The 26,136-nt window shown below is 71.5% G+C and carries 23 protein-coding genes and 1 riboswitch; of the genes, 12 read left to right on the forward strand and 11 right to left on the reverse strand.

The window, feature by feature from the left end; all coding sequences use genetic code 11:
* The first annotated feature begins 17 nt into the window (after positions 1 to 17).
* Complete coding sequence (locus ACFYUZ_RS06910) at positions 18 to 1,211, forward strand: globin domain-containing protein (RefSeq protein ID WP_389306811.1); 1,194 nt, start codon at positions 18 to 20, stop codon at positions 1,209 to 1,211.
* Positions 1,212 to 1,233: 22 nt separating this feature from the next.
* Here ACFYUZ_RS06910 and ACFYUZ_RS06915 read toward each other — a convergent pair whose 3' ends face one another.
* The 5 genes from ACFYUZ_RS06915 to ACFYUZ_RS06935 form a co-directional block, all read right to left on the reverse strand.
* Complete coding sequence (locus ACFYUZ_RS06915) at positions 1,234 to 1,713, reverse strand: NUDIX domain-containing protein (RefSeq protein ID WP_389306812.1); 480 nt, start codon at positions 1,711 to 1,713, stop codon at positions 1,234 to 1,236.
* Between the two features lie 35 nt (positions 1,714 to 1,748).
* Positions 1,749 to 2,645 (reverse strand): LysR family transcriptional regulator, encoded by an 897-nt coding sequence (locus ACFYUZ_RS06920; RefSeq protein ID WP_389306814.1) that lies wholly within the window; start codon positions 2,643 to 2,645, stop codon positions 1,749 to 1,751.
* A gap of 239 nt (positions 2,646 to 2,884) precedes the next feature.
* A complete protein-coding gene (locus ACFYUZ_RS06925) occupies positions 2,885 to 4,024 on the reverse strand; it encodes a cystathionine gamma-lyase (protein ID WP_389306815.1) in 1,140 nt (379 codons plus the stop codon).
* On the reverse strand, positions 4,021 to 4,512 hold the full coding sequence (locus ACFYUZ_RS06930) for a low molecular weight protein-tyrosine-phosphatase (protein ID WP_389306816.1): 492 nt from the start codon (positions 4,510 to 4,512) through the stop codon (positions 4,021 to 4,023). The genes ACFYUZ_RS06925 and ACFYUZ_RS06930 overlap by 4 nt, the downstream gene beginning before the upstream one ends.
* A 9-nt stretch (positions 4,513 to 4,521) precedes the next feature.
* Positions 4,522 to 4,899: a phage holin family protein gene (locus ACFYUZ_RS06935; protein ID WP_389306817.1), complete on the reverse strand. Its 378-nt coding sequence runs from the start codon at positions 4,897 to 4,899 to the stop codon at positions 4,522 to 4,524.
* Positions 4,900 to 4,950: 51 nt separating this feature from the next.
* Between ACFYUZ_RS06935 and ACFYUZ_RS06940 the strand changes: the two genes are divergently transcribed.
* The 4 genes from ACFYUZ_RS06940 (at position 4,951) to ACFYUZ_RS06955 (ending at position 7,301) form a co-directional block, all read left to right on the forward strand.
* Positions 4,951 to 5,268 (forward strand): cupin domain-containing protein, encoded by a 318-nt coding sequence (locus ACFYUZ_RS06940; RefSeq protein ID WP_366037105.1) that lies wholly within the window; start codon positions 4,951 to 4,953, stop codon positions 5,266 to 5,268.
* Positions 5,269 to 5,497: 229 nt separating this feature from the next.
* Entirely contained in the window at positions 5,498 to 5,716 is a 219-nt protein-coding gene (locus ACFYUZ_RS06945) for a DUF5326 family protein (protein WP_123453633.1), read from the forward strand.
* A gap of 241 nt (positions 5,717 to 5,957) precedes the next feature.
* Positions 5,958 to 6,722, forward strand: coding sequence for an IclR family transcriptional regulator (locus ACFYUZ_RS06950; RefSeq protein WP_389306819.1), 765 nt, complete (start codon positions 5,958 to 5,960; stop codon positions 6,720 to 6,722).
* Between the two features lie 138 nt (positions 6,723 to 6,860).
* Entirely contained in the window at positions 6,861 to 7,301 is a 441-nt protein-coding gene (locus ACFYUZ_RS06955) for an SsgA family sporulation/cell division regulator (RefSeq protein ID WP_086823848.1), read from the forward strand.
* A 57-nt stretch (positions 7,302 to 7,358) separates the two neighbouring features.
* On the opposite strand, the gene ACFYUZ_RS06960 is transcribed toward ACFYUZ_RS06955, so the two are convergent.
* The gene (locus ACFYUZ_RS06960) at positions 7,359 to 8,741 is read right to left on the reverse strand and encodes a YibE/F family protein (RefSeq protein ID WP_389306820.1); all 1,383 of its coding nucleotides are present in this window, start codon (positions 8,739 to 8,741) and stop codon (positions 7,359 to 7,361) included.
* 71 nt (positions 8,742 to 8,812) lie between these two features.
* Positions 8,813 to 8,947: riboswitch (TPP riboswitch) on the forward strand.
* Here ACFYUZ_RS06960 and thiC point away from each other — a divergent pair.
* Together thiC and ACFYUZ_RS06970 are read left to right on the forward strand one after the other, a co-directional pair.
* On the forward strand, positions 8,941 to 10,725 hold the full coding sequence (thiC, locus tag ACFYUZ_RS06965; protein ID WP_389306821.1) for a phosphomethylpyrimidine synthase ThiC: 1,785 nt from the start codon (positions 8,941 to 8,943) through the stop codon (positions 10,723 to 10,725). It overlaps the preceding riboswitch by 7 nt.
* Before the next feature lie 151 nt (positions 10,726 to 10,876).
* A complete protein-coding gene (locus ACFYUZ_RS06970) occupies positions 10,877 to 11,368 on the forward strand; it encodes a hypothetical protein (RefSeq protein WP_389306822.1) in 492 nt (163 codons plus the stop codon).
* A gap of 51 nt (positions 11,369 to 11,419) precedes the next feature.
* Here ACFYUZ_RS06970 and ACFYUZ_RS06975 read toward each other — a convergent pair whose 3' ends face one another.
* From ACFYUZ_RS06975 to ACFYUZ_RS06985, 3 genes are all read right to left on the reverse strand, one after another.
* Complete coding sequence (locus ACFYUZ_RS06975) at positions 11,420 to 12,094, reverse strand: hypothetical protein (protein WP_389306823.1); 675 nt, start codon at positions 12,092 to 12,094, stop codon at positions 11,420 to 11,422.
* A 165-nt stretch (positions 12,095 to 12,259) separates the two neighbouring features.
* The gene (locus ACFYUZ_RS06980; RefSeq protein ID WP_389306824.1) at positions 12,260 to 13,744 is read right to left on the reverse strand and encodes a metallophosphoesterase; all 1,485 of its coding nucleotides are present in this window, start codon (positions 13,742 to 13,744) and stop codon (positions 12,260 to 12,262) included.
* A gap of 287 nt (positions 13,745 to 14,031) precedes the next feature.
* The gene (locus ACFYUZ_RS06985; protein ID WP_030685682.1) at positions 14,032 to 15,138 is read right to left on the reverse strand and encodes a LacI family DNA-binding transcriptional regulator; all 1,107 of its coding nucleotides are present in this window, start codon (positions 15,136 to 15,138) and stop codon (positions 14,032 to 14,034) included.
* A gap of 414 nt (positions 15,139 to 15,552) precedes the next feature.
* On the opposite strand from ACFYUZ_RS06985, the gene hisC reads away from it, so the two are divergent.
* Positions 15,553 to 16,650, forward strand: coding sequence for a histidinol-phosphate transaminase (hisC, locus tag ACFYUZ_RS06990; RefSeq protein WP_389306825.1), 1,098 nt, complete (start codon positions 15,553 to 15,555; stop codon positions 16,648 to 16,650).
* A 32-nt stretch (positions 16,651 to 16,682) separates the two neighbouring features.
* Here hisC and ACFYUZ_RS06995 read toward each other — a convergent pair whose 3' ends face one another.
* Positions 16,683 to 17,063 carry a cyclophilin-like fold protein gene (locus ACFYUZ_RS06995; RefSeq protein ID WP_389306826.1) on the reverse strand — a complete coding sequence of 127 codons (381 nt, stop codon included), beginning with the start codon at positions 17,061 to 17,063 and terminating at the stop codon, positions 16,683 to 16,685.
* A gap of 199 nt (positions 17,064 to 17,262) precedes the next feature.
* Here ACFYUZ_RS06995 and ACFYUZ_RS07000 point away from each other — a divergent pair, with 199 nt between their 5' ends.
* The 4 genes from ACFYUZ_RS07000 to ACFYUZ_RS07015 all read left to right on the forward strand — a co-directional run bounded on the left by ACFYUZ_RS07000 (position 17,263) and on the right by ACFYUZ_RS07015 (position 25,202).
* Positions 17,263 to 18,771, forward strand: coding sequence for a cytochrome ubiquinol oxidase subunit I (locus tag ACFYUZ_RS07000; RefSeq protein WP_389306827.1), 1,509 nt, complete (start codon positions 17,263 to 17,265; stop codon positions 18,769 to 18,771).
* 18 nt (positions 18,772 to 18,789) lie between these two features.
* A complete protein-coding gene (gene cydB / locus ACFYUZ_RS07005; RefSeq protein ID WP_389306828.1) occupies positions 18,790 to 19,791 on the forward strand; it encodes a cytochrome d ubiquinol oxidase subunit II in 1,002 nt (333 codons plus the stop codon).
* Positions 19,792 to 19,860: 69 nt separating this feature from the next.
* Positions 19,861 to 23,451, forward strand: a complete 3,591-nt coding sequence (cydD, locus tag ACFYUZ_RS07010) for a thiol reductant ABC exporter subunit CydD (protein WP_389306829.1) — start codon at positions 19,861 to 19,863, stop codon at positions 23,449 to 23,451.
* A 20-nt stretch (positions 23,452 to 23,471) separates the two neighbouring features.
* The gene (locus ACFYUZ_RS07015) at positions 23,472 to 25,202 is read left to right on the forward strand and encodes a GAF domain-containing sensor histidine kinase (protein ID WP_389306831.1); all 1,731 of its coding nucleotides are present in this window, start codon (positions 23,472 to 23,474) and stop codon (positions 25,200 to 25,202) included.
* Between the two features lie 22 nt (positions 25,203 to 25,224).
* Here the strand turns inward: ACFYUZ_RS07015 and ACFYUZ_RS07020 are convergent, their stop codons facing one another.
* Positions 25,225 to 26,097 carry a Cof-type HAD-IIB family hydrolase gene (locus tag ACFYUZ_RS07020; RefSeq protein ID WP_389306832.1) on the reverse strand — a complete coding sequence of 291 codons (873 nt, stop codon included), beginning with the start codon at positions 26,095 to 26,097 and terminating at the stop codon, positions 25,225 to 25,227.
* Positions 26,098 to 26,136 lie beyond the last annotated feature (39 nt).

Below are 26,136 nucleotides of genomic sequence, written 5' to 3' on the forward strand. Positions count from 1 at the left end.
AGCGCGAGGCGAGGCACATGATGGATGCTCCGACCACCACGACGTACGAGCGGGAGCCCCCGGAAGCAGAGGGAACGGAACCCCGGACATCCGAGGGACCCTCCGCCGACGCCGTACTCGTCCGGCGCACGCTGGCGGAGATCGCACCGGTCGCCGGCCGGGTGACCTCGTACTTCTACGCCCTGCTCTTCGTCCGGCACCCCGAGCTGCGCGAGATGTTCCCCGCGGCCATGGACACCCAGCGGGACCGGCTCCTGAAGGCCCTGCTGACGGCGGCCGAGCACATGGACGACGCTCCGGTCCTCACCGCGTACCTGGAGAACCTCGGCAGGGGGCACCGGAAGTACGGGACGAGGGCGGACCACTATCCGGCCGTCGGCGAGGCCCTCATGGGTGCTCTGGAGCGGTACGCGGAGAAGAGCTGGGACGAGGAGACCGAGGCGGCCTGGGTCCGCACGTACACGACGATCTCCCAGATCATGATCGACTCGGCCGCGGAGGACGAGCGCACCGCGCCCGCCTGGTGGCAGGCCGAGGTGGTCTCCCACGACCTGCGCACCCCGGACATCGCCGTCGTCACGCTCAGACCCGACCAGCCGTACCCCTTCCTCGCCGGGCAGTACACGACGCTGGAGACCCCGTGGTGGCCCCGGATATGGCGCCACTACTCCTTCGCCTCGGCACCCCGGCCGGACGGGCTGCTCTCCCTCCACGTCAAGGCCGTCCCGGCCGGCTGGGTGTCCAACGCGCTGGTGCACCGGGCGCGCCCCGGGGACGTGCTGCGGCTCGGTCCGCCGGCCGGTTCCATGACGGTCGACCACTCCACGGACACCGGACTGCTCTGCATGGGAGGCGGCACCGGGATAGCGCCGATCAAGGCGCTGGTCGAGGACGTCGCCGAGCACGGGGACCGGCGGCCGGTCGACGTCTTCTACGGGGCGCGCAGCGGTCACGACCTCTACGACATCGACACGATGCTGCGGCTCCAGAGGACCTTCCCCTGGCTCTCCGTCCACCCGGTCACCGAGGAGCAGGGAAGGCTCCCGGACGCCGTCTGCCGCTACGGCCCGTGGAACGAACGGGACGCCTACCTCTCGGGGCCGCTCGACATGGTCCGTCGGGGCGTCGACGCGCTGCGCGGGGCGGGAGTCCCCTCGGACCGCATCCGTCACGACTTCCTCGCGGAGCTCGCCCCCGCCACGGCCGGTTAGGGCCTGCTCCGGAGGACCGGCCCTACCCCAGGTCGGGGGCGTGCATCGCGAGGACGCCCTCGATGTTGCCGTCGAGGTAGTGGCGCAGGGAGAGCGGGACGAGGTGCACGGCGGCGATGCCGACCCGGCTGAAGGGCACCCGGACGATCTCGTACTCGCCGACGGGCTCCTCGATCTCGGGGCCGTGCCGCAGGGAGGGGTCCATGGAGCCGAGCCGGCACACGAAGAAGTGCTGGACCTTCACCCCGGAGACCCCGCCGTCGACGATGTGCTCGACGGTGTCGACGAAGCAGGGCACCACATCGGTGATCTTGGCGCCGAGCTCTTCGAGCACTTCGCGGTGCAGGGCCTCGACGACGGTGGAGTCGGTGGGCTCCACGCCGCCGCCGGGCGTGACCCAGTAGGGGTCCATGCCGGGCTTGGTCCGCTTGATGAGGATCAGATCGTCCCCGTCGAGCAGGATGGCGCGTGCGGTGCGCTTGATCACGGGCCGTTCGGTCATGGGAAGAAAATGGCCCGTCCGAGGTGTCCTGAAACTCACCAGTTCCCGGCTGCCCGCAGCAGTTCCTCGTGGGCCCTGGCGAGCGGGGACAGCGCGAGCGTTCCCGTGCGCACGACCAGGAAGTAGGTCCGGAGCGGAGGGACCGGGGGGTCGAGCAGCGCCACGAGGTGCCCCTGCCGCAGAGCCTCCTCGCACAGGTAGCGCGGCAGGACGGCGAGCCCGGCGCCGGAGGCGGCGGAGTCCCGCACGGCCCGCAGGTCGGGGGCGATGACGGTGGCGGCCGCCGCCGGTTTGGCCTCGAAGACACTCGCCCAGTAGCGGGAGACGAACGGCAGCGACTCGTGGACCTCGACCACCGGCAGTCGTTCCAGGAGCACCGCGCCCTTGCTCAGGAGCACCTCGGGGGAGAGCCGGGCGGCCCAGCTCGGGGCCGCGACCAGGACGTGCTCCTCGTCGCAGAGCGGGGTGGAGACCAGCAGGCCGCCCCGGGGGCGGGCGGTCGCGAGGGCCAGGTCGTGGTGACCGGCGGCGAGCCCGTCGAGGATCTCCTCCGTGTCGCCGAGGAAGGAGGCCCGCACGGCGAGCCCCTGGCCGACCAGGGGCGTGAGCGCGGGCAGCGCGCGGAGCGCGGTGAACTCCGGGGGGCCGGCGATGTGGAGGGTGCGGACGCCGCTCTCCTCGGCGAGCCCGGTCTCGGCGATCTCCACGAGGGCGTCCAGATGGGGTGCCGCGCGGTGGGCGAGTTCGTCGCCGATGGTGGTCGGGGTGACTCCGCGCGCCCTTCTGAGGAAGAGCGGCCGTCCGAGCTGTCGTTCCAGCGTGCGGATCTGACTGGTGACGGCGGGCTGGGAGAGGCCCAGGAGTGCGGCGGCGCGGGTGAAGGAACCGGCCCGGTGCACCGTGACGAACGTGCGCAGCAGGGCCAGATCCATGTCCGCTCCCTCCCGGCCCCGTGGCCGTTCGACTCACGCGGTCGGCTGACTGCGCCTCAGGAACGTCCAACTATAAATAAGTCGATAGGTCGCTGTCGCTACCGTGATTGGACACTGACGCTCAGTCAACTAGCCTTGTGCAGGCGGTTTCCGCGTGGGAGACCGAGGGCGCTCCGAGCCACGAGGGGGGAGGCTCGGAGCGCCCCGCTCCGCGTGCGCCGCGGGCGGGGCCACCGGTCTCAGCCGTGACTCCCGGCCTCGTCGAGGGCGCGCAGCACATCGGCGACCAGGTCCTCCGGATCCTCGGCTCCGACCGAGAAGCGGATGAAGCCCTCCGCCACCGCGTCCCCGCCCCAGCGCCCGCGCCGCTCCGCCGTGGAGCGCACGCCGCCGAAACTGGTGGCGTCGTCGACGAGCCGCAGCCCCTCCAGGAACCGCTCGGCCCGCTCCCGGTCCGCCAGTTCGAAGGAGACCACCGGGCCGAAGCGCCGCATCTGCCGGGCGGCCACCGCGTGCGAGGGGTCGTCGGGCAGTCCGGGATACCGCAGTCCGGTCACGTCCGCGCGCTCGGCGAGCGTCCGCGCCAGCGCCAGAGCGGTGGAGGACTGCCGGTCGATCCGCAGCTGGAGCGTGGCGAGCGACCGGTGGGCGAGCCAGGCCTCCATGGGGCCGGGGATGGCACCGACGATCTTGCGCCAGCGCCGTACGTCCGCCGCGAGCCGGGGGTCCCGGCAGCTCACGTGGCCGAGCAGGATGTCGCCGTGCCCGGTCATGCCCTTGGTGTCGCTGGCGACGGAGAAGTCCGCGCCCAGTTCCAGCGGGCGCTGGCCGAGCGGTGTGGCGAGGGTGTTGTCGACGGCGACGAGCGCGCCGGCCGCGTGTGCCTCCCGCACCAGTCGGCGGATGTCGCAGACGTCGAGACCGGGGTTGGACGGGCTCTCGATCCACAGCAGCCGGGCCCCGTCCAGTACGGACAGCTGGGCGTCGCCGCCGGTCGGCGCGGTACGGACCTCGACGCCGTACGCCCGCAGCTGCTCGTGCAGCAGGGGCAGGGCCTGGTAGCCGTCGGCCGGCAGCACCACCGCGTCGCCGGCCTTGAGCTGGGAGAGCAGGACGGCGGAGATCGCGGCCATGCCGGAGGCGAAGACCAGCGTCTCCACGCCCTCCTCCCCCGGCGCCTCCAGCTCGCCGATCGCCCGCTCCAGGTGGGTCCAGGTGGGATTCTCGTCGCGGCCGTAGGTGTACGGGCCGGTCGGCTCGCCCGGCAGGTGGAAGTGGGCCGCGAAGACCGGCCCCGGCAGGGTCGGCTCGTACTTCACGGCTTCGGGCAGCCCGGCCCGTACCGCCCGTGTGCCGTCGCCGAGTTCGTCGTCCTTCACGGTGTCCGTTCCTCCAGTTCCGCGCGTACGGCCGCGAGCAGTCCCTCGCTCGCGGCCTCCACCATCTCCAGGCACTCCTCGAAGTCCCCGCGGTCCCCGTAGTAGGGGTCGGGGACGTCGAGCCCGGCGCCGGCGGCCGGGTCGTAGGAGCGCAGGAGTCGTATCCTCGCCGCCTCGTCGGGGGTGCGGGCGAGCGCCCGGAGCTCCCGCAGATGCCCTTCGTCCAGGGCTATCACCAGGTCGAGGGCGGGGAACCACGAGGGCCGGAACCGCCGGGCGACGTGCTCGGAGGTGTATCCGTTCTCGTCGAGGACGGTGACCGTGCGCGGGTCGGCCCCGTCGCCCTCGTGCCAGCCTCCGGTGCCCGCGCTGTCGACCTCCACCAGACCGCCGAGGCCGGCCTCCTCCACCCGGCGGCGGAAGACGTGCTCGGCCATCGGCGAGCGGCAGATGTTGCCCGTGCAGACGAAGCAGACGCGGTAGCTCATGATCCCCACTCAGTCGCCGTCGGGGAGGACGACGTTGAGCGCCCACGAGACGACGGAGATGATCAGACCGCCCAGGACGGCGGTCCAGAAGCCCTCCACGTGGAAGCTGAGGTCGAGCTGCTCGGCCAGCCAGGACGTGAGGAGCAGCATCAGGGCGTTGACCACCAGGGTGATCAGGCCGAGCGTCAGGATGAAGAGGGGAAGCGTCAGGAGATTGACGACCGGCTTGACCAGGAAGTTCACCAGCCCGAAGACGAGGGCCACGAGAATGAGGGTCAGGGCCTTCTTGCCGGTGCTCTCACCGGTCAGGGTGATGTCCTGGAGCAGCCAGATGGCGACTCCCAGGGCGCCCGCGTTCGCGAGCGTCTTGACTACGAAATTCATCATGTGTCTGATCGTGGCAGACATGATCGGGCCGACGGCAGGGGCGAGCGGGCGATGAAGGCATTCCGGCTGGACGAACTGGAGGCGGAGCGCGCCGCGAACAAGGGGGCGTACCTCCAGTTCCTGCGCGAGCGGAACATGTCGGTGGGCCTGTACGCGCTCGATGCCGGGGAACTCGATCCGCAGCAGCCGCACGGCCAGGACGAGGTGTACTTCGTGGTCAGCGGGCGGGCGGCGATCACGGTCGGGACGGAGACGACCCAGGTGGCGCGCGGCAGCGTGGTCTACGTGCCGGCCGGGGTGGAGCACCGGTTCCACCACATCAGCGAGGACCTGCGGGTCATGGTGGTCTTCTCGCCGCCGGAGGGCTGAGCGGGCGCGGGGGGCGAGCGGGGGCGGGGCCGAGCCGGACCCGGAGGGCCGGCGCCGACGGGCGGGCCGAACCGGAACCCTGAGGGGGCTCCGGGCACGGGGGCCGAGCCCCTAGGGGGCGGATCAGGGGAGAGCGGGGGCCGCGGGGCCCCCACGGGCTGCCTCCCGCCCCTAGCCTTGAGGGTGTTCGGCGCGGAGTGCGCGGTTCTTCGAGAGCGAGGTAGGGACGATGGCCGTACGGGAGATTCTCGCGGGGATGCCCTGGTGGGTGAAGTGGGTCGCCATACCCGTTCTCGCCCTGCTCGTCTTCGGCGGGCTGATCACCAGCGTCCTCACCTTCGTGGTCGGTCTGCTCTTCAAGGTGCTGCTCTTCGTGGCCCTCGTCGCCGGACTGGTCTACGTCGTGCGGAAGTTCAGCTCCTCCGCCAGGTCGCGCGAGGACTGGTAGCACAAGCTGCTGATCGCCAGGGGGCGGTGGAGGGCGTTAGCCCGGGCGGGGGAACGCCCTGGCCGAACAGGGTATGGGCCCCGGGGCTGCCACTAGAGTGGAATCTCTCCGCCGCGATGGGGACTACAGGCGTAGACCTCCATACTGACCAGCGGTTTCCCAGGCCCGGCGGGCGCGCGGGGGCGGCCCCCGCGGGCGGGTGCACTGCACCCGTCCTCACGCCTGGGGGTGACCTTTGGCCATGGCTACGCAGACGGCAGCGCCTACCCTGATCGGATCGGTGCAGCGGGCGCTGAGACTCCTGGAGGCCGTGGCCTCCCACGCGGAGGGCGCCCCCGCGAAACAGCTCGCCCGCGAGACGGGCCTTCCGCTGCCCACCACCTACCACCTGCTCCGCACCCTGACGCACGAGGGCTATCTGCGCCGTGACAAGGGTGTGTTCGTCCTGGGCGACGCCGCCGTCCGACTGGCCGGCGGCGGAGCTGTGCAGAATCGTCGCATCAAGATCGAAGACTCCCTTGCCCGCTGGCGGGACGAGATCGGTGTACCCATCTACTTCGCCTTCTACCGCGAAGGCGAGATCGAGCTCGTCGCCGTCGCCGACACCCCCTCCGCCCCCGCGGTGGAGGAATGGGCCGACTTCCGCGAGACCGCGCACGCCCATGCGATCGGGCAGTGCCTGCTGAGTCAACTCGATCTGAAATCTCGTCAAGACCACCTCGACCGCCACCCGGTGGAGGCCATCACTCCGTACACGGTGCGTAATCGCCGTGTCCTTTTGGAGCGTTTGGATGGTTTGGGGCGAATGGAGCCCCTGGTGGAGCGGCAGGAATATGCGCTGGGCACGGTCTGTGCCGCAATCCCCGTCACCGCGGGCTCCATGGCGGCCGCGGTGGCGATTTCCCTCCCTCTTCACCAGGAAGAACGGTTGCTCCCCGCAGTGGAACGACTACGCAAAGAGATCGGAAGGCTCTTCGGTTCCCTCGCGCTCTCTATCAGTATCTGAAAAATCACTCCTTGTGATCTGCTAGTGCTTACAGCACGATTGCGTCAAGAGGGCCATGGGGGATCATTCCTGGCCGTTTAGGTCACAGCTTTCAGCCCCTGTGTTCACACAACTGCTTCATCTACTGCGGGGTACACGATGCGAGAGTCGGTTCAGGCCGAGGTCCTGATGAGCTTCCTCGTCTCCGAGGAGCTCTCCTTCAAGATCCCGGTCGAACTCCGGTATGAGACCCGGGATCCCTACGCGGTGCGGATGACCTTCCACCTTCCCGGAGACGCCCCTGTGACCTGGGCGTTCGGGAGGGAACTGCTGCTCGACGGGATCAACCGGCCGAGCGGGGACGGCGACGTGCACATCGCCCCGACGGAGCCCGAGCGGCTCTCGGACGTCTCCATCCGACTCCAGGTGGGCGGCGATCGCGCGCTGTTCCGTGCCAGCGCGCCGCCGCTGGTCGCCTTCCTCGACCGAACGGACAAGCTGGTTCCGCTCGGCCAGGAACGGACCCTCGGCGACTTCGAGGACCACCTGGAGGCCGCACTGGGCCGGATCCTGGCCGAAGAGAACGCCGGCCCCGCCTGAGCCGGCCCCGCGCGAGCCGACCCCGCCTGATCCGGCCCGATCCCCCAGGACGGCGGTTCACTTGGCGCGGCGGCGCCGACCTCCCCGTACCACCGCCGGCTTCCCGCCCCCGGACGCCGGACGGTCGGCGGAGACCACCAGGGCCGCGAGCGCCGTGGTGACCGGAACGGACGCCACCAGACCGATCGAGCCGACCAGGGTCCGGACGATCTCCTCGGCGACCAGTTCGCTGTTGGCCACCGTGCCCATGCTGCTCTGGGCGATGGAGAAGAGCAGCAGCAGCGGCAGGGCGGCACCCGCGTACGCCAGCACCAGCGTGTTCACGACCGAGGCGATGTGGTCGCGGCCGATCCGGATCCCTGCCCGGTACAGGCCGCGCGGCCCCATGCCCGGATCTGCCTGGTGCAGCTCCCAGACCGCCGACGTCTGAGTGACCGTCACGTCGTCGAGCACGCCGAGCGAACCGATGATGATCCCGGCGAGCAGCAGGCCGGACATGTCGATCTCCGGGTACAGACCGTGGATCAGGCCGGTGTAGTCGTCGGTGTTGCCGCTGAGCGCCGTCCAGCCGATGAAGAGCGAGCCGAGCAGACCGATCAGCAGCAGCGAGATCAGCGTGCCGAGCACGGCGACCGAGGTGCGGGCCGAGAGCCCGTGGCACATGTAGAGCGCGATCAGCATGATCGCGCTCGATCCGACCACCGCGACGACCAGCGGGTTCGACCCCTCCAGGATCGCCGGCAGGATGAAGTAGGTGAGGATGAGGAAGCTCACGGCGAGTGCGACGAGCGCCATCACTCCCCTCATCCGGCCGACCACCACGACCGCGACGGCGAAGATGCCGGCGAGCAGCGCCAGCGGCACCTTGCGGTTCACGTCGGTCACCGAGTACTGCAGGTCGTGCGGGGCGTCGGGGGCGTACGCCACCACCACGCCCTGCCCCTCGTGCAGTTGGCGCGGCGCGTCCGGCTGCACGATCTCGACGAACCTGCGTCCCTTGTCCGGACCGCTGGTGACCTCGACCGTCGCCTTCTCGCACTGCCCCTGCCGGGCGTCGACGGCCTCGCGCCCCTCCGGCGTGGAGGTGTCGCCGGTCGGCGGGACCTGAGCGGCGTTCACGGTCTTGCAGTCGACGTGCTCGACGGAGACGACCTGGCCCTGCTGGGTCTGCCGGTCGAAGCCCACGCCGGTGCGCTCGTGCGCCGGGGTGCCGCCCGGCCACAGGACCGCGAGTCCGACGAGGACGGCGGTGGCGAAGGGGATCAGGATCGCGGCGATGACCTTGCGCAGATGCCGCGAGACCGGGGCGGCGGGTCCATGGCTGTGGCTGTGTCCGTGCCCTCCTCCGGATCCGTGACCGTGTCCGGATCCGGCTCCGTGTCCGTGTCCGGGGTCGTGGGCGTCGTGGTGTGGCTCGAGGGGCTGCTGGGGGGAAGTCACCGGCCGATCATCGCAAGAACGACGGGGGCCCACTGTTCAGCACGCCAGGGAGGGCGCTAGCGTGGTGGCACCTTTGCACACGCGGGAGCTCGGAGCACCGGGCTGAGAGGGCGCTGATCACCGTACGCGCGTACGGGAAGAGGCTGCGCCGACCGCCGAACCTGTTACCGGGTAATGCCGGCGTAGGGAGATCGGTCTCATGACCATTCAGGATGCACGCACGCCTGCCTCCGACCAGAACCAGGCCGACGGGCAGGAGCGCACGCCGGGCTGGCACAAGGGGTACGTCCAGGGATCGCGCCCCGACCTCCGGGTGCCCGTCCGCCAGGTGCACCTCACCAACGGCAAGGACGTCACGCTGTACGACACGTCCGGTCCGTACACCGACCCCGCCATCGACACCGATGTCCGGCGGGGCCTTCCGCCGCTGCGCGAGAACTGGATCATCGCGCGCGGCGACACCGAGGAGTACGCGGGCCGCCCGGTCCGCCCCGAGGACGACGGCATCAAGCACACCTCCCCGCGCGGCGGTGGGCTGAAGAACCTCGACGCCGTCTTCCCCGGCCGCCCCCGCCTGCCGCGCCGCGGCCGCGACGGCCAGGCGGTGACCCAGCTCGCGTACGCCCGCCGGGGCGAGATCACCCCGGAGATGGAGTACGTCGCGATCCGCGAGAACGTCTCCCCCGAGGTCGTGCGGGAGGAGATCGCCGCGGGCCGCGCCGTGCTGCCGGCGAACGTGAACCACCCGGAGATCGAGCCGATGATCATCGGCAAGCGGTTCCTGGTGAAGGTCAACGCCAACATCGGCAACTCCGCCGTCACCTCCTCCATCGAGGAGGAGGTGGAGAAGATGACCTGGGCGACCAAGTGGGGCGCCGACACGGTCATGGACCTGTCCACCGGCCGCAACATCCACACCACCCGCGAGTGGGTGCTGCGCAACTCCCCCGTGCCGATCGGCACCGTGCCGCTCTACCAGGCCCTGGAGAAGGTCGACGGCAGGGCCGAGGAGCTGACCTGGGAGATCTACAAGGACACGGTCATCGAGCAGGCCGAGCAGGGCGTCGACTACATGACGGTGCACGCCGGCGTGCTCCTGCCGTACGTGCCGCTCACCGCGCGCCGCAAGACCGGCATCGTCTCGCGCGGCGGCTCGATCATGGCCGCCTGGTGCCTCGCGCACCACAAGGAGAACTTCCTCTACACGAACTTCGAGGAGCTCTGCGAGATCCTGGCGGCGTACGACGTCACGTACTCGCTCGGCGACGGCCTGCGCCCCGGCTCGATCGCGGACGCCAACGACGAGGCGCAGTTCGCCGAGCTGAAGACCCTCGGCGAGCTCAACACGATCGCCAAGCGGCACAACGTGCAGACGATGATCGAGGGCCCCGGGCACGTCCCGATGCACAAGATCAAGGAGAACATCGACCTCCAGCAGGAGATCTGCGAGGAGGCGCCGTTCTACACGCTCGGCCCGCTGACCACCGACGTCGCGCCCGCGTACGACCACATCACCTCCGGCATCGGTGCCGCGATGATCGCCTGGTGGGGCACGGCGATGCTCTGCTACGTCACGCCCAAGGAGCACCTGGGCCTGCCGAACCGCGACGACGTGAAGACCGGCGTCATCACGTACAAGATCGCGGCGCACGCGGCGGACCTGGCCAAGGGTCACCCGGGCGCGCAGGAGTGGGACGACGCGCTCTCGGACGCGCGGTTCGAGTTCCGCTGGGAGGACCAGTTCAACCTGGCGCTCGACCCGGACACCGCGCGCGAGTTCCACGACGAGACGCTGCCGGCGGAGCCCGCGAAGACCGCGCACTTCTGCTCGATGTGCGGCCCGAAGTTCTGCTCGATGAAGATCTCCCAGGACATCCGGCGTGAGCACGGCGGTACGCAGCAGGAGATCGAGGCCGGCATGGCGGAGAAGTCGAAGGAGTTCGCGGCTTCGGGCAACCGGGTCTACCTGCCGCTGGCGGACTGACACCGGGCAGACCGACGAGCGCGCCGCTCCGGGAGGGGAAGGGGCCTCCCAGAGCAGCGCGTCGTCACCGGTCCGGGCCCTGTCGCCCGCCGGCCCGCTGGTCGCTCTGCCTGATGCCGCGTACCTGGAGGTGATCGCTAGGCTCCGCGTCATGAAGGTTCGGAAGGCGATCGTGTCTGGGCTGCTGGGTCTCACCGTCCTGGCGGGTTGTGGCGTGACTGGTGTCTGGGCCGTCTCCGGGGGGCTCTACGGCTGCACCTTCAGGGACGAGGAGCTGGCAGACGAGCTGGCGACGTTCGCCATCCTCGATGTCCGCCCGCCGGATGCACGGAAGTCGGGCGAGCGCTACTCGGATTGTGACGAGGACGACGGCTTCGCCGCCGCCGGTCAGCACTATGAGCACATGGGTGCCCGTGAGGATTTGCTCGCCTTCTACCGTGCCATGGCGGCGAAGGGCGGATGGCAGCCGGACCATGACAGGCGCGATGACGGCCTGTGTTTCTCCAAGCCGTACGGAACCGTCACCGCTTATCTGTCGGTGTGGTTCCCGAGCTCCTACGACATGGAGGGGGAGCCTCGGGCGAATGCCATGGAGTACGGCCTGGATGTGACTGCGAGCCACGATGGCTCGGCGTGGTGCTGACGGCCCGGCAGTGAGGAACGGCTGATCGGGCGGCCCCCGGCCCGCCGTTCCTCAGGGCGCCGCCGGGTCCGGCGCCGCCGGGTCCGGCGCCGCCGGATCCGGGGGCGCCGCGGCGGCGAGGGCGTCGCGGAGGAAGGGGAGGATGCCGCGCTCCAGGAGGGCGCGGCGCCAGGCCTCCCTGGCGAGGGAGAGTTCGTCGTCGGCCGCGGCGGCCCCGTCCGCCGCGGCCGGCCGGTTGCGCAGGGCGGTCACGAGGAGGCCGACGCCCGCGGAGAGCAGGCCGGCGGCGGCGAGGGCGGCGAAGACGAGGCCTGCCGTCAGCAGGGTCTCGCCGAACGCCAGGGTGGGCGCGAGGGCGTGCAGGACCCCGCCGACCAGCAGGAATATCGCGGCGGCGGTGCCCGCGAGGACGGGCAGCAGCACGGTGACGACGGCGACGACGCCGGCGCCCGCACCGGTGTCCGCGCCCGGTTCCGCCGGGGGCGTCCGGGTCCCGAGGGCCGCCCGGTTCTGCTCGCGGACCTTCACGAAGTGGTCGTACTCCAGGGCCGCGGCGGTGGTGATGAGCGCTGTCGCGTTCATCGTCATGGCGCGCAGCTGCACGACCGTGAGCCTCGTTCCGATTCCGGCGAGATCCGGACGTGCGTGGGCGGTGCTCAGTGCGTCGTCGAGGACCCGCTCGTACTCGGCGCGGTCCTCGGTCAGCAGGTGCGGAGCCACGTTCATGTGCATCCCCCGATGCGCCGTAGGCCCGGATCAGCCGTGGGAAGCGGCCGGTCGGGCGGAAACGGAGGAGAGCCTGCTACGGATGACCCGATGGTATTGCGGCGACACCACGGCCTGACAGGGTCTTTCCGGAAATCGACTTCCCCGGATGCGCAGCGTTATGCGTCAGCCGTTCAGGGGGAGTTGGACGACCAGTAGCTTTCCGGCCATGGTCACTCCGCCGTCCATGGCGATCGCGAGACCGTCGGCGTACACGTGCGGTCCGTCGACGACCGGGCCCGCGCTGTCCTCGCCGTCCTCGGCGCCGACCTGGCCGAGGAGGTACGGGATGGGGCTGTGGCCGTGCACGATCCGGCGGCCGCCGTAGGTGGCGAGCAGTTCCTGGACGGCCTGAGGGCCGCCGTCGTCGCGGAACGCGAAGCGCTTGGTGAACTTCCGGAAGACGTCCCAGACCTCGTCGGCGTCGTTCCGGTTGAGGATCTCGTGGACCGTGTCGTTGACGTCCTCGATGGTCTGGCCGTATTCGAGGTACGCGGTGGTGTCGGAGTGCACGAGGAGGTGGTCGTCCTCGCGCACCACGGCGTCGAGCCGGGACATCCACTGGAGGTGGACGTCCTGGAGCCGGTCCATGTCGTGCTTCTGGCCGCCGTTGAGCAGCCAGGCGGCCTGGAAGGTGGCGGTGCCCGCGCCGGAGTTGACGGGGGTGTCGCCGAAGCGCTTGGCGCCGATCAGCAGCAGCTCGTGGTTGCCCATGAGGGCCTTGCAGTAGCCGCCGGCGGCGGCGGCCTCGGCGGAGAGGCGCATGACGAGGTCGATGACGCCGATGCCGTCGGGGCCGCGGTCGGTGAAGTCGCCGAGGAACCAGAGCCGGGCGTTGCCCGCGGACCAGCCGCCGTTCTCGTCGATGAGGCCCTGGGCGCGCAGGGCGGCGAGGAGCTCGTCGAGGTAGCCGTGGACGTCGCCGACGACGTAGAGGGGGCCGGGTCCGTCGCCGTTCGCGGGCTCCGGGGCGGGGGCCGGTTCGGGGGCGACGGGGACCTGGACGGTGTCGCCGCGGTTGATGACGGGGAGGTCGCGCTCGGTCGGGGTGTACCCCTCGGGCGGCTCGCTCCCGGGGAAGGCGTTGCCCGGGTGGCCGGTGGCGACGGAGACGATGGAGGAGCCGGCCGGGGCGGCGTACGCCGGGGCGAGGCGGTGCCCCAGGTGGAGGGTCGGATCGGCGGGCATGGGGGCCGTCGGCGGCGTGGCGGGCACGGGTGCCTGCGGCGCGGCGGCCGGAAGAGGTGCGGCGGGCGCGGGTGCCTGCGGCGTGGCCGGGAGCTGTGCGGCGGGCGGGGCGGCCTGCGGAGGGGTGGCGGGCGCGCCCGGGGGCGCCTCGGCCGGGAGGGCCTCGACCGGCGGGGTCGGCACCGGGACGGCCTCGACCGGGGAGGGGGCGACCGGGGGGAGGGGTTCGGCGGACGCCGGGTACGCGGGGGGAGCCGGGCGCTCGCCCGGAGCGGGCTCGCCCGGCGGGGCCGTCGGCGGTTTCTCCGGGGACGGCGGCTCGGCGGCGTGGCCCTGCACGGGCACGCGGGCGTACGGCGGTACGCGGAAGTCACGCAATGTCGCCGTGCGCACCACGGGCTCCTGACCGGCCCCCTGAGTCATCGACCCCTCCACCACCGTCGCGATGCCCTGCACATCGCGGACCGGCCTGGTCGGGGTGGTCCGCGGTGTCGTCCGCCCATCATAGGAATGAGGGCCCTTCCGTGTGACGCACCAGGGGTGGTGAATCCGGGTTCACTCCGGGTTCTCCGATTGTTTCGCCCGAATTGTGAAGGTCCAGTCCAGGGGTGAACCCGGTGCGGCGATCGGTTTCCCCGTCCCCGCCCACGGGCAGGGACGGGGACGGCGGTTCGGATGGCGGCGGGTTCGACGGGCCGCCGCCCGTGGGGTCAGTCCTTTGCCGGTGAGCGTGGCGGGCTGACGGTGGTGCGTGGCGAACGCCGCTGTGAGGAGGTGCGGACGATGAGTTCGGTCGGTATCACCCGTTCGACCGGACCGTCGGTGTCGATCCCTTCGATGGCGTCGATGAGGAGCTGGACGACGGCCGTGCCGATCCGGCGCGGCTTGAGCGAGAGCGTGGTGATGGGCGGTTCGGTGGTGGCGTAGACGGTCGACTCGCTGCAGCAGACCAGCAGCAGGTCGTCCGGGACGCGCAGTCCGTAGCGGCGGGCGGCCGCGAGGAGGTCGGTTCCGTTGGGGTCGAAGAGGCCGTACACGGCGTCGGGCCGGTCCGGGCGGGCGAGCAGCCGGTCGGCCGCGACGGCGCCCGCGCACGGGTCGTGCGCCGGATAGGCCTCGTAGACGGGGTCCTGGCCCACCCGTTCGCACCAGTTGAGGTACGCGGTGGTGGACAGGCGGGTGTACGTGTCGGTGGTGGTTCCGGTGAGGAGGCCGATCCGGCGGGCGCCGGCGGCGGCGAGGTGGTCGAGCAGGTCGAGGACGGCGGCTTCGTGGTCGTTGTCGACCCAGGCGGTGACCGGGAGGGTGCCGGCGGGGCGTCCGTCGGAGACGACGGGCAGGCCCTGGCGGACCAGTTCGGTGACGACCGGGTCGTGGTCGGAGGGGTCGATGACGACGGTGCCGTCGAGGGCGACGTTCGACCAGACGTCATGGCGGGAGGTGGCGGGGAGGATGACCAGGGCGTAGCCCCGGGCGAGCGCCGCCGACGTGGCTGCCCTGGCCATCTCCGCGAAGTACGCGAATTCGGTGAAGGTGAAAGGTTCATCCCCGTACGTGGTCACGGTCAGGCCGATGAGTCCCGACTTGCCGGTACGGAGCGTGCGGGCCGCCGCGGATGGGCGGTAGCCCAGCCTGTCGGCGACCTCGCGGACGTGGCGGCGGGTGGCGTCCGGGAGTCGGCCCTTGCCGTTGAGCGCGTCGGAGACAGTCGTGATGGAGACCCCGGCGGCGGCGGCCACGTCCCGGATGCCTGCCCGGCCCTGCCGGCTTCCCCGGGTCTGTGCCCGGCTCACCTGGTGCTTCCCTGCTGCTGTCATGGCGAGCCGATAGTAGGGCGATGAGGGGCGGTCGGGACGGTCGCATATGCAGGCGTTGACAGGCACGTTTCTGCATGATCAAAGAAGCTCAAGGGCCGCTGAATCAAAGGTAGTTAGGGATTCTGACGTGCGATCTATGGCGATCGAACGGCGTAGGCCTGGCGAGGGGTCGAGGTCTCGAAGAGGTCTCAACTCACCTCTACGGGGGATGCGCGCCACGGCGCCCGCCACCGGCGCACGCCACCCTGTCGCGCGCCCCTCTCCGCCGGGGCGCGGGCGGCTCCCTCTTCCGGGGCGCGAGCGCCCCCGTGTCCACAGCGTGTCCCTCCTGTTGTCCACAGCCCATTCGCAGCGGCGGCGAATCCTCTTAAGGTGAGGAGTATTGGCGGTACGGACGGTCGAGGAGGCCACACTGTGAGCGAGACCAGCGGGACGAGCACCGGCAGCCCCAGGCTGCGCGCCGAGCTGGACGGTGTCCCCACCTACAAGCCGGGCAAGCCGGCCGCCGCGGGCGGTCCCGTGGCCTTCAAGCTGTCCTCCAACGAGAACCCCTACCCGCCGCTGCCGGGGGTCATGGAGAGCACGCTGGCCGCCGCCGCGAGCTTCAACCGCTACCCCGACATGGCCTGCAGCGGTCTGACGGAGGAGCTGGCGAACCGCTTCGGCGTGCCCGTCTCCCACCTGGCCACCGGCACCGGCTCGGTCGGCGTCGCGCAGTCGCTGCTCCAGGCCACCTCGGGCCCGGGCGACGAGGTGATCTACGCCTGGCGCTCCTTCGAGGCGTACCCGATCATCACGCAGATCAGCGGGGCCACCTCCGTGCAGGTGCCGCTGACCGAGGGCGAGGTGCACGACCTCGACGCGATGGCCGAGGCGATCACCGAGCGGACCCGGCTGATCTTCGTGTGCAACCCCAACAACCCCACGGGCACCGCCGTGCGACGGGCCGAGCTGGAGCGCTTCCTGGAGCGGGTGCCCTCCGACGTCCTCGTCGTGATCGACGAGGCCTACCGGGAGTTCGTCCGCGACAGCGACATCCCGGACGGCATCGAGCTCTACCGCGACCGGCCCAACGTCGCCGTGCTGCGCACCTTCTCCAAGGCGTACGGCCTGGCGGGGCTGCGGGTCGGCTTCGCGGTCGCCCACGAGCCGGTGGCGGCGGCGCTGCGCAAGACGGCGGTGCCGTTCGGCGTGAGCCAGCTGGCGCAGGACGCGGCGGTGGCCTCGCTGAGGGCCGAGGACGAGCTGCTCGGCCGGGTCGGCTCGCTGGTGGCGGAGCGCGAGCGGGTCCACGCGGGGCTCGTGGCCCAGGGGTGGACCGTGCCGGACACCCAGGCCAACTTCGTCTGGCTGCGGCTCGGCGAGCGGACCATGGAGTTCGCGGCGGAGTGCGAGCGGCACGGCGTGATGGTGCGGCCGTTCGCGGGCGAGGGCGTGCGCGTCACGATCGGTGAGTGCGAGGCCAACGACCTGTTCCTGAAGGCGGCGGAGGGCTTCCGCAAGGAGGGGTGATCAGCCGCTGACGACCCCCGCGGGCGGGCCGGTCAGTCCGTGACGAGTTCGACGCGGATCGGGTCGCCGTCCCGGACGGACGCCAGGACGCGCGGGTCGTCGTCGAGCTCGCCGAGCAGGTTGCACGGGCTGGCGAGCCGGCATTCCCCGCCCCGGGAGATCGGCGTCGGGCCGTAGGGGAGGGCGAGTGCGTCGCCCTCCGTCCAGAACGCCACCGTGCCCGGCTCGACGACCTGCTGGGCGTCGGACTCGAGGGCGGTGGAGACCGGAGTGTCGAAGTAGACCTCCTCGCCCCAGGTGTGTGCGGTGGAGACGATCGGGAGAGCCCCCACGAGCGCTTTGCTCGTGGGGGTTTCCTCAAGGGTGGCCGTGGTGTGGCCGGCGGGCCAGGAGACGCGTATCCGAAGAGTCATGCCTCGGATTCAACAATATGTTGAAGTGGCCGGAAAGTGTGACCCGCGGTACAGCCCCCCGCCTTACGGTGCGGATTTCGTATAAGCAATAATGCTTGTGAATGTGAACGCGTTCACAAGCGTGTCCTGCTTCCTCCCAGTTTGGGTGGAACCCGCCAGGCAGACTGCCCGCTGTGACCACGTCGAGTAAGGAGAAGACGTGAACCTAGCTTTGGCGCCGGAGACTCTGGCGCGCTGGCAGTTCGGCATCACCACCGTCTACCACTTCCTGTTCGTACCCCTGACGATCTCGCTTGCCGCGCTCACCGCCGGCATCCAGACCGCCTGGGTCCGCACGGGCAAGGAGAAGTACCTCAGGGCGACGAAGTTCTGGGGCAAGCTCTTCCTGATCAACATCGCCATGGGTGTGGTCACCGGGATCGTGCAGGAGTTCCAGTTCGGCATGAACTGGTCCGACTACTCCCGCTTCGTCGGCGACATCTTCGGCGCCCCGCTCGCCTTCGAGGCGCTGATCGCCTTCTTCTTCGAGTCGACCTTCATCGGTCTGTGGATCTTCGGCTGGGACAAGCTGCCGAAGAAGATCCACCTCGCCTGCATCTGGATGGTGTCGATCGGCACGATCCTCTCCGCGTACTTCATCCTGGCGGCCAACTCCTGGATGCAGCACCCCGTGGGCTACCGGATCGACAAGGAACGCGGCCGGGCGGAGCTCACCGACTTCTGGCAGGTGCTCACCCAGAACACCGCGCTCACCCAGTTCTTCCACACGATGACGGCGGCGTTCCTGGTCGGCGGCGCGTTCATGGTGGGCATCTCCGCCTTCCACCTGGCGCGCAAGAAGCACATCCCGATCATGCGGACCTCGCTGCGGCTCGGTCTGATCACGCTGATCATCGCCGGTCTCGGCACCGCCATCAGCGGCGACCTGCTCGGCAAGGTCATGTTCAAGCAGCAGCCGATGAAGATGGCCGCCGCCGAGGCGCTCTGGGACGGCGAGGCACCCGCACCCTTCTCGATCTTCGCCTACGGCGACGTCGAGAAGGGCCACAACACGGTGGCCATAGAGGTGCCGGGCCTGCTGTCCTTCCTCGCGAACGACGACTTCAGCTCGTACGTCCCGGGCATCAACGACGTGAACAAGGCCGAGCAGGAGAAGTTCGGCCCCGGCGACTACCGGCCCAACATCCCCGTCGCCTACTGGGGCTTCCGCTGGATGATCGGCTTCGGCATGGCCTCGCTGGGCATCGGCATGCTCGGTCTCTGGCTGACCCGGAAGAAGTTCATGCTGGCACCGGGGTTGCGCACCGGTGAGGACGAGGTGCCGAACCTGGTCCTGTTCAAGCGGAAGGCGCTCAGCCCCCGCCTGGGCAGGTGGTACTGGATCGTCGCCCTCTGGACGATGGCGTTCCCGCTGATCGCCAACTCCTGGGGCTGGATCTTCACCGAGATGGGCCGTCAGCCCTGGGTCGTCTACGGAGTGCTGCGCACCCGTGACGCGGTCTCCCCCGGCGTCTCCCAGGGCGAGGTCCTCACCTCGATGATCGTCTTCACCACCCTCTACGCGGTCCTCGCCGTCATCGAGGTCAAGCTCCTCGTCAAGTACGTCAAGGCGGGCCCGCCGGAGCTCACCGAGGACGACCTCAACCCGCCCACCAAGATCGGCGGGGACTCCCGTGACCCCGACCGGCCCATGGCCTTCTCGTACTGAGGCTGAGGAGATCGAGGCATGGAACTCCACGACGTCTGGTTCGTACTCATCGCCGTCCTCTGGACCGGCTACTTCTTCCTCGAAGGATTCGACTTCGGGGTCGGCGTCCTGACCAAGCTGCTCGCCCGTGACCGGGTCGAGAAGCGGGTCCTCATCAACACCATCGGACCCGTCTGGGACGGCAACGAGGTGTGGCTGCTCACCGCCGGCGGCGCGACCTTCGCCGCGTTCCCCGAGTGGTACGCGACGCTCTTCTCCGGCTTCTACCTGCCCCTGCTGCTCATCCTGGTCTGCCTGATCGTCCGGGGCGTCGCCTTCGAGTACCGCGTGAAGCGGCCCGAGGAGAACTGGCAGCGCAACTGGGAGCAGGCGATCTTCTGGACCTCGCTGATCCCCGCGTTCCTCTGGGGCGTGGCCTTCGGCAACATCGTCCGGGGCGTGAAGATCGACGCCGACATGGAGTACGTCGGCACCCTCGGGGACCTGCTCAACCCGTACGCGCTCCTCGGCGGCCTGGTCACGCTCACCCTCTTCACCTTCCACGGCGCGGTCTTCGCCTCGCTCAAGACGGTGGGGGACATCCGGGGCCGGGCGCGGGCGCTCGCGTTCAAGCTGGGTCTGGTCACGGCGGTGCTCGCCCTGGCCTTCCTGATCTGGACCCAGGCCGACAAGGGGGACGGCCGGAGCCTGGTGGCGATGCTGGTCGCCGTGGTGGCGCTGGTCGGTGCCATCGTCGCCGTCAAGGCGGGACGCGAGGGCTGGTCGTTCGCGCTCTCGGGAGTGACGATCGCCGCCGCCGTGGCGATGCTCTTCCTGGCGCTCTTCCCGAACGTCATGCCGTCTTCACTCAACCCCGAGTGGAGTCTTACCGTGACGAACGCGTCCTCGAGCCCGTACACGCTCAAGATCATGACCTGGTGCGCGGCGATCGCGACCCCGCTGGTGCTGCTCTACCAGAGCTGGACCTACTGGGTGTTCCGCAAGCGCATCGGTACGCAGCACATCGCCGACGCCCACTAGTCGCCACCCGGCCGCCGACGCCCCGGTCGGCGCTCGGCGGCCGACGCTCTCCCGAAGGGCATGTTTCACGTGAAACCGATCGACCCGCGCCTGCTCCGGTACGCCAGGGCCACCCGTCTCTTCCTGATCGCGGTGGTCGTGCTCGGCCTCGTCGGAGCGGCGCTGGTCATCGCCCAGGCGATGCTCATCGCCGAGATCGTGGTGGGAGCCTTCCAGAAGGCCCAGTCGGTCGCCGATCTGACCACACCCCTGCTGGTGCTCGCCGGAGTCGCGGTGGCGCGGGGGCTCGTCTCCTGGCTGACCGAGCTCGCCGCCCACCGGGCGAGCGCGGCGGTCAAGTCCGAACTGCGCGGCCGGCTCCTCGACCGCGCGGCCGCACTCGGACCGGGGTGGCTGAGCGGCCAGAAGGCCGGTTCGCTGATCGCCCTCGCCACGCGGGGCGTGGACGCCCTCGACGACTACTTTGCCCGCTATCTGCCGCAGCTGGGCCTCGCGGTGGTCGTGCCGGTGGCGGTCCTGGCCCGGATCGTCACCGAGGACTGGGTCTCGGCGGCGATCATCGTGGTCACGCTGCCGCTCATCCCGGTCTTCATGATCCTCATCGGCTGGTACACCCAGGCCCGGATGGACCGGCAGTGGAAGCTGCTCTCACGGCTCTCCGGCCACTTCCTGGACGTGGTGGCCGGCCTGCCCACCCTCAAGATCTTCGGCCGGGCGAAGGCCCAGGCCGAGTCGATCCGCGCGATCACCTCGGAGTACCGCCGGGCGACGATGCGCACGCTGCGGATCGCCTTCCTCTCCTCCTTCGCCCTGGAACTCCTGGCGACCCTGTCGGTCGCGCTCGTCGCCGTGACCATCGGCATGCGGCTCGTCCACGGTGAACTCGATCTCTACACCGGGCTCGTCATCCTGATCCTGGCGCCCGAGGCGTACCTTCCGCTGCGGCAGGTGGGGGCGCAGTACCACGCGGCGGCGGAGGGGCTCGCGGCGGCGGAGGAGATCTTCGACGTCCTGGAGCAGCCGGTGCGGGACGGCGGCACGGTGGGCGCCCCGGAGTCCGTGCGCCTTGAGCTCGACGGCGTGACCGTCCGTCACGCCGGCCGCGCCGAGCCCTCCCTCGACGCGGCGACGCTGACGGTCGAGCCGGGGGAGACGGTGGCCCTGGTCGGGCCGAGCGGGGCCGGGAAGTCGACGCTGCTCGACGTCGTCCTGGGGTTCGCGGTGCCGGAGGAGGGCGGTTCCGTACGGGTCGGGGGCATCGACCTGGGGACGCTCGACCCGGAGGAGTGGCGGTCCCGGATCGCCTGGGTCCCGCAGCGCCCGTACCTCTTCGCGGGGACGGTCGCCGAGAACGTACGGCTCGCCCGTCCGGACGCCTCCGACGAGGCCGTACGGGACGCCCTGCGGGACGCCGGGGCGGCCGGGTTCGTCGCGGGGCTGCCGCAGGGGCTCGACACCCCGCTCGGCGAGGACGGCGCGGGGCTCTCGGCGGGGCAGCGGCAGCGGCTCGCGCTCGCCCGGGCGTTCCTGGCCGACCGGCCGCTGCTGCTGCTCGACGAGCCGACGGCGGCGCTGGACGGTGCGACGGAGGCGGGGGTCGTGGAGGCGGTCCGGCGTCTTGCCGCGGGGCGGACGGTGCTGCTCGTGGTGCACCGGCCGGCGCTGCTCGCGGTGGCGGACCGGGTGGTGAGCCTCGGGGGCGCCGCGGGGCCCGGAGGCTCACCCGGTGCGGATGCGGCGGACGGTGACGGGTCCGTCGGGGAGGTGTACCCGCCCTCCCCCGAGCCCTCGGCTTCGCTCCGGCAGGAGGCACCCCCCTCGCCCCTGGCGGAACGGACGCCCACACCCGGTGCCGACGAGCCGCCCACCACCCGGGCGGCGGTGCTCGCGCGGGTGCGCGGCACGGCCGGGGAGCTCAAGGGGCGGATGGGGCTCGCTCTGCTGCTCGGGAGTCTGGCGCTCGGGTCCGCCGTCGGGCTCATGGCCGTGTCCGGCTGGCTCATCTCGCGGGCCTCCGAACAGCCGCCCGTGCTCTATCTGATGACGGCCGTCACCGCCACGCGCGCCTTCGGCATCGGCCGGGCCGTCTTCCGGTACGCCGAGCGGCTCGTCTCGCACGACGCCGTGCTGCGGATGCTCGCCGACCTGCGGGTCTCCGTCTACCGGCGGCTGGAGCGGATCGCCCCCGCCGGACTGCGCCGCACCCGGCGCGGTGACCTCCTCGCGCGGCTCGTCCAGGACGTCGACGCCCTCCAGGACTACTGGCTGCGCTGGCTGCTCCCGGTGGGCGCGGCGCTCGTCGTGGGCGTCGCCTCCGCCGGCTTCACCGCCTGGCTGCTGCCCGAGGCCGGTGCCGTCCTCGCCGTGGGCCTGCTGATCGCCGGGGTCGCCGTGCCGGCGGCCGGCGGAGCCCTCGCCCGCCGGGCCGAGCGGCGGCTCGCCCCCGCGCGCGGCACCCTGGCGACCGCCGTGGCCGACCTGCTGCGCGGCTGCGCCGAACTGACCGTCGCCGGTGCGCTCCGGGGCCGGATCGAGCGGACGCGGGACGCCGACCGGGTCCTCACCGCCATCGCCTCCCGGCAGGCCGCCGCCACCGCGCTCGGTGCCGGCCTCTCGGCCCTGGTCTGCGGCCTGACGGTCGCGGCCGCCGCGCTCGTCGGCGTCCAGGCCGTACGGGACGGGCGGCTCGACGGGGTGGCCCTCGCCGTGATCGTCCTGACGCCGCTGGCCGCCTTCGAGGCCGTCACCGGCCTGCCGCTCGCCGTCCAGTACCGGCAGCGGATCAAGCGCAGCGCCGAGCGGGTCTTCGAGGTGCTCGACGCCCCCGTCCCCGTGCACGAGCCGCGGACGCCCGCCGCTCCCCCGGCGGACCCGTTCCCGCTGGAGCTGGCCGCGCTCTCGGCCCGGCACCCCGGACAGGAGCGGCTCGCCCTCGACGGGTTCGGGCTCACCCTGGAGGCCGGGCGCCGGGTCGCGGTCGTCGGCGCCTCCGGCTCCGGCAAGACCACGCTCGCCCAGGTGCTGCTGCGGTTCCTGGACGTGGAGCACGGCACGTACCGGATCGGCGGCGTACCGGCCTGGGAACTCGACGGCGACGCGGTCCGGCGGTTCGTCGGGCTCTGCGCCCAGGACGCCCATCTCTTCGACAGCTCCGTCCGGGAGAACCTGCGGCTCGCCAAGGTCGGGGCGGACGACGAGGAGCTGCGCGAGGCGCTGCGCCGGGCCCGGCTGCTCGACTGGGTCGACGGGCTGCCCGCCGGACTCGACACGCTCGTGGGCGAGCACGGCTCCCGGCTGTCCGGGGGACAGCGGCAGCGCCTCGCGCTCGCCCGGGCCCTCCTCGCCGACTTCCCGGTCCTCGTCCTCGACGAGCCCGCCGAGCACCTGGACCTGGCCACCGCCGACGCGCTCACCGACGACCTGCTCCGGGCCACCGAGGGCCGCACCACCGTCCTCGTCACCCACCGGCTGCACGGTCTCGACGCCGTCGACGAGGTGGTGGTCCTCGACGAGGGCCGGACCGTGCAGCGCGGTCCGTACGCCGAGCTCGCGGTGGCGGACGGTCCGCTGCGCCGGATGCTGGAGCGGGAGCGGGAGACCGATCTGCTCGTCACCTCCGCGGCGACCGGTACGGGGAGGCCGACTTTTCTCGCCAAATAGGACTTACTAGGCTCAAGGTCATGACCGCTGCCGCCTCCGACGCCCCGGACCCCCTGGAAGCCGCCACCCGGGCCACCCGCAGCCTCCAGGGCCTGTCCACGGAGCTCACCGCCCGCGTGCCGCAGCTCCTGGAGGCCATGCGATCGGTCGGCACCGGACTCGAACTCCACTCCACCCTCGACCGGATCTGCGAGACCGCCGCCGAACTCGCGGACGCCCGGTACGCCGCGATCGGCGTCGTCGACGAGGAGGGCGAGGGCCTGTCCGACTTCGTCACCTTCGGCGTCGGCGAGGACGTGGCCCGCCGGATCGGCCACCGCCCCGACGGCCACGCGGGACTGCTCGGCGCGCTGATCCGCGACCCGCAGACCATCCGCCTCGCCGATCTGTCCACCGATCCGCGCGCGGCGGGCTTCCCGCCGGGACATCCGCCGATGCGGACCTTCCTCGGCGTCCCCATCCGGGTCCAGGGCGAGATCTTCGGCAACCTCTACCTCGCGGAGAAGCACGGCGGCGGCGAGTTCAACGACTACGACGTGCACATGGTCCGGGTCCTCGCCACCGAGGCGGGCATCGCGATCGGCAACGCCCGCCTGTACGAGGCGGCCCGGCAGCGCGAACGGTGGATCGACGGCTCGGTCGCCGTCACCACCGCCCTGCTCTCCGGCGGCGACGCGGACGACGCCCTCACGGTCGTCGCCGAACAGGCCCGCAGGCTCGCCGACGCGGACGCCGGGATCGTGCTGCTGCCCGCCGAGGAGGGCGGTCTGGAGATCGTCGCCGTCTCCTCGCCCCGGCCCACGAAGTCGCTGGGCATGGTGATCCCGCCCGAGAGCGCCGTGGTGAGGGAGCTCCTGGAGGGCGAGGCCGTCTTCGTGGCCGACGTCTCGACGGACCCGCGCATGATCAGCCGGCTGACGTCCTCGTACGGGCCGAGCATGGTGCTGCCGCTGCAGAGCGGCGGACGGGTCCTCGGCGCGCTCGCCACGCCCCGGGCACGCGGCGCACGGCAGTTCACGGAGGCCGAGCGGACGCTCGCCACCCAGTTCGCCTCGCAGGCCGCCCTCGCCCTGATGATGGCCGACGCCCAGCGCGACCGGGAGCGCCTCGCCGTCTTCGAGGACCGCGACCGGATCGCCCGCGACCTGCACGACCTGGTCATCCAGCGGCTCTTCGCCACCGGCATGATGCTGGAGAGCGCCCAGCGGAGGTCGATCGTGCCGGCCGTGCGCGAGGGCGTGGGCAAGGCCGTGGACGAGCTGGACGTGACCATCCAGGAGATCCGCACGGCGATCTTCGCGCTCCAGCAGGGCCCCGCCGAGGCCCCGTCGGGGCTGCGCACCCGCGTCCTGCGGGAGATCAACATGGCGGCCGTGCCCCTCGGCTTCAAGCCCGCGCACCGCTTCCTCGGCGCGATCGACTCGACGGTCGGCGAGCTCACCGGCAAGAACCTCGTCGCCGCCCTGCGCGAAGCCCTCTCGAACGCGTTCCGGCACGCGGAGGCGAGCCGCATCGAGGTCGTCGTCGACGCCGGAGCCACCCTGCCGGACGGCTCCGCCGGGGTGCGCCTCTCGGTCGCCGACGACGGCATCGGCATCCCGGCGGGCGGGCGGCGCAGCGGCCTGCGCAATCTGGCACGGCGGGCCGAGTCGCTCGGCGGCGCGAGCTGGTGCGGCCCGGGCCTGGGCGAGGACGGCGGCGGGACGACGGTGGTGTGGGAGGCGCCGCTCCAGGCCGTGTCCGGGAAGTAGCGCCGCCCGCCCGAAGGGGGCTCTAGGCCGAGGTCCCCGAGGTGCCGAGGGCGTCGGCGACGAGTCGTTCGATGACGACGGCCACGCCGTCCTCGTTGTTGCCGACCGTGCGGCCCGAGGCGGCGGTGATGACGTCCGGGTGGGCGTTGCCCATGGCGTACGAGCGGCCGGCCCAGCTCAGCATCTCGATGTCGTTCGGCATGTCGCCGAAGGCGACGACCTCCTCGGCCGCGATGCCGCGCTCGGCGCAGCACAGGGCCAGCGTGGAGGCCTTCGAGACGCCGAGCGCGCTGATCTCGATGAGGGCGGTCGGGCTGGAGCGGGTGAAGGAGGCCCGGTCGCCCGCCGCCTCCCGCGCGAGCGCGAGGAACACGTCCGGGTCGAGCTCGGGGTGCTGGGCGAGCAGCTTGAGCACCGGGGCGGCGGAGCCGGGCTTCTCCTCGAAGAGGAGCTTCTCCGCGGTGGCGACGGTGGCGCCGGGGTCCAGGAAGAAGGGCGGGTACTGCGGCTCGTAGTGGATGCCGGTGGTGAGCTCGACGGCGAAGGAGGTCCCCGGCGCGGCGGTGCGCAGGGCGCGGACCACGTCGAGCGCGACCGGCCGCTCCAGCGGGCGGACCTCCAGGAAGGTGCCTCCCGAGTGGAGGTCGACGACGGCGGCGCCGTTGGCGCAGATCGCCAGGCCGTGGCCGTGGACGTGGTCGCTGACGACGTCCATCCAGCGGGCCGGGCGGCCGGTGACGAAGAAGACCTCGATCCCGGCCTGCTCGGCGGCCGCGAGGGCGGCGACCGTGCGCGGGGACACGGACTTGTCGTCGCGCAGCAGGGTGCCGTCGAGGTCGGTGGCGATCAGCCGGGCCACCGGGGCGGAAGGGCGCGGGGAACGGGGAGAGGTCACCGCACCATTCTTCCGCACCGGACGCACGGGCGTGCGAGG

Origin of the sequence: Streptomyces sp. NPDC004266 (assembly GCF_042874095.1) — a bacterium.
GTDB lineage: Bacteria > Actinomycetota > Actinomycetes > Streptomycetales > Streptomycetaceae > Streptomyces.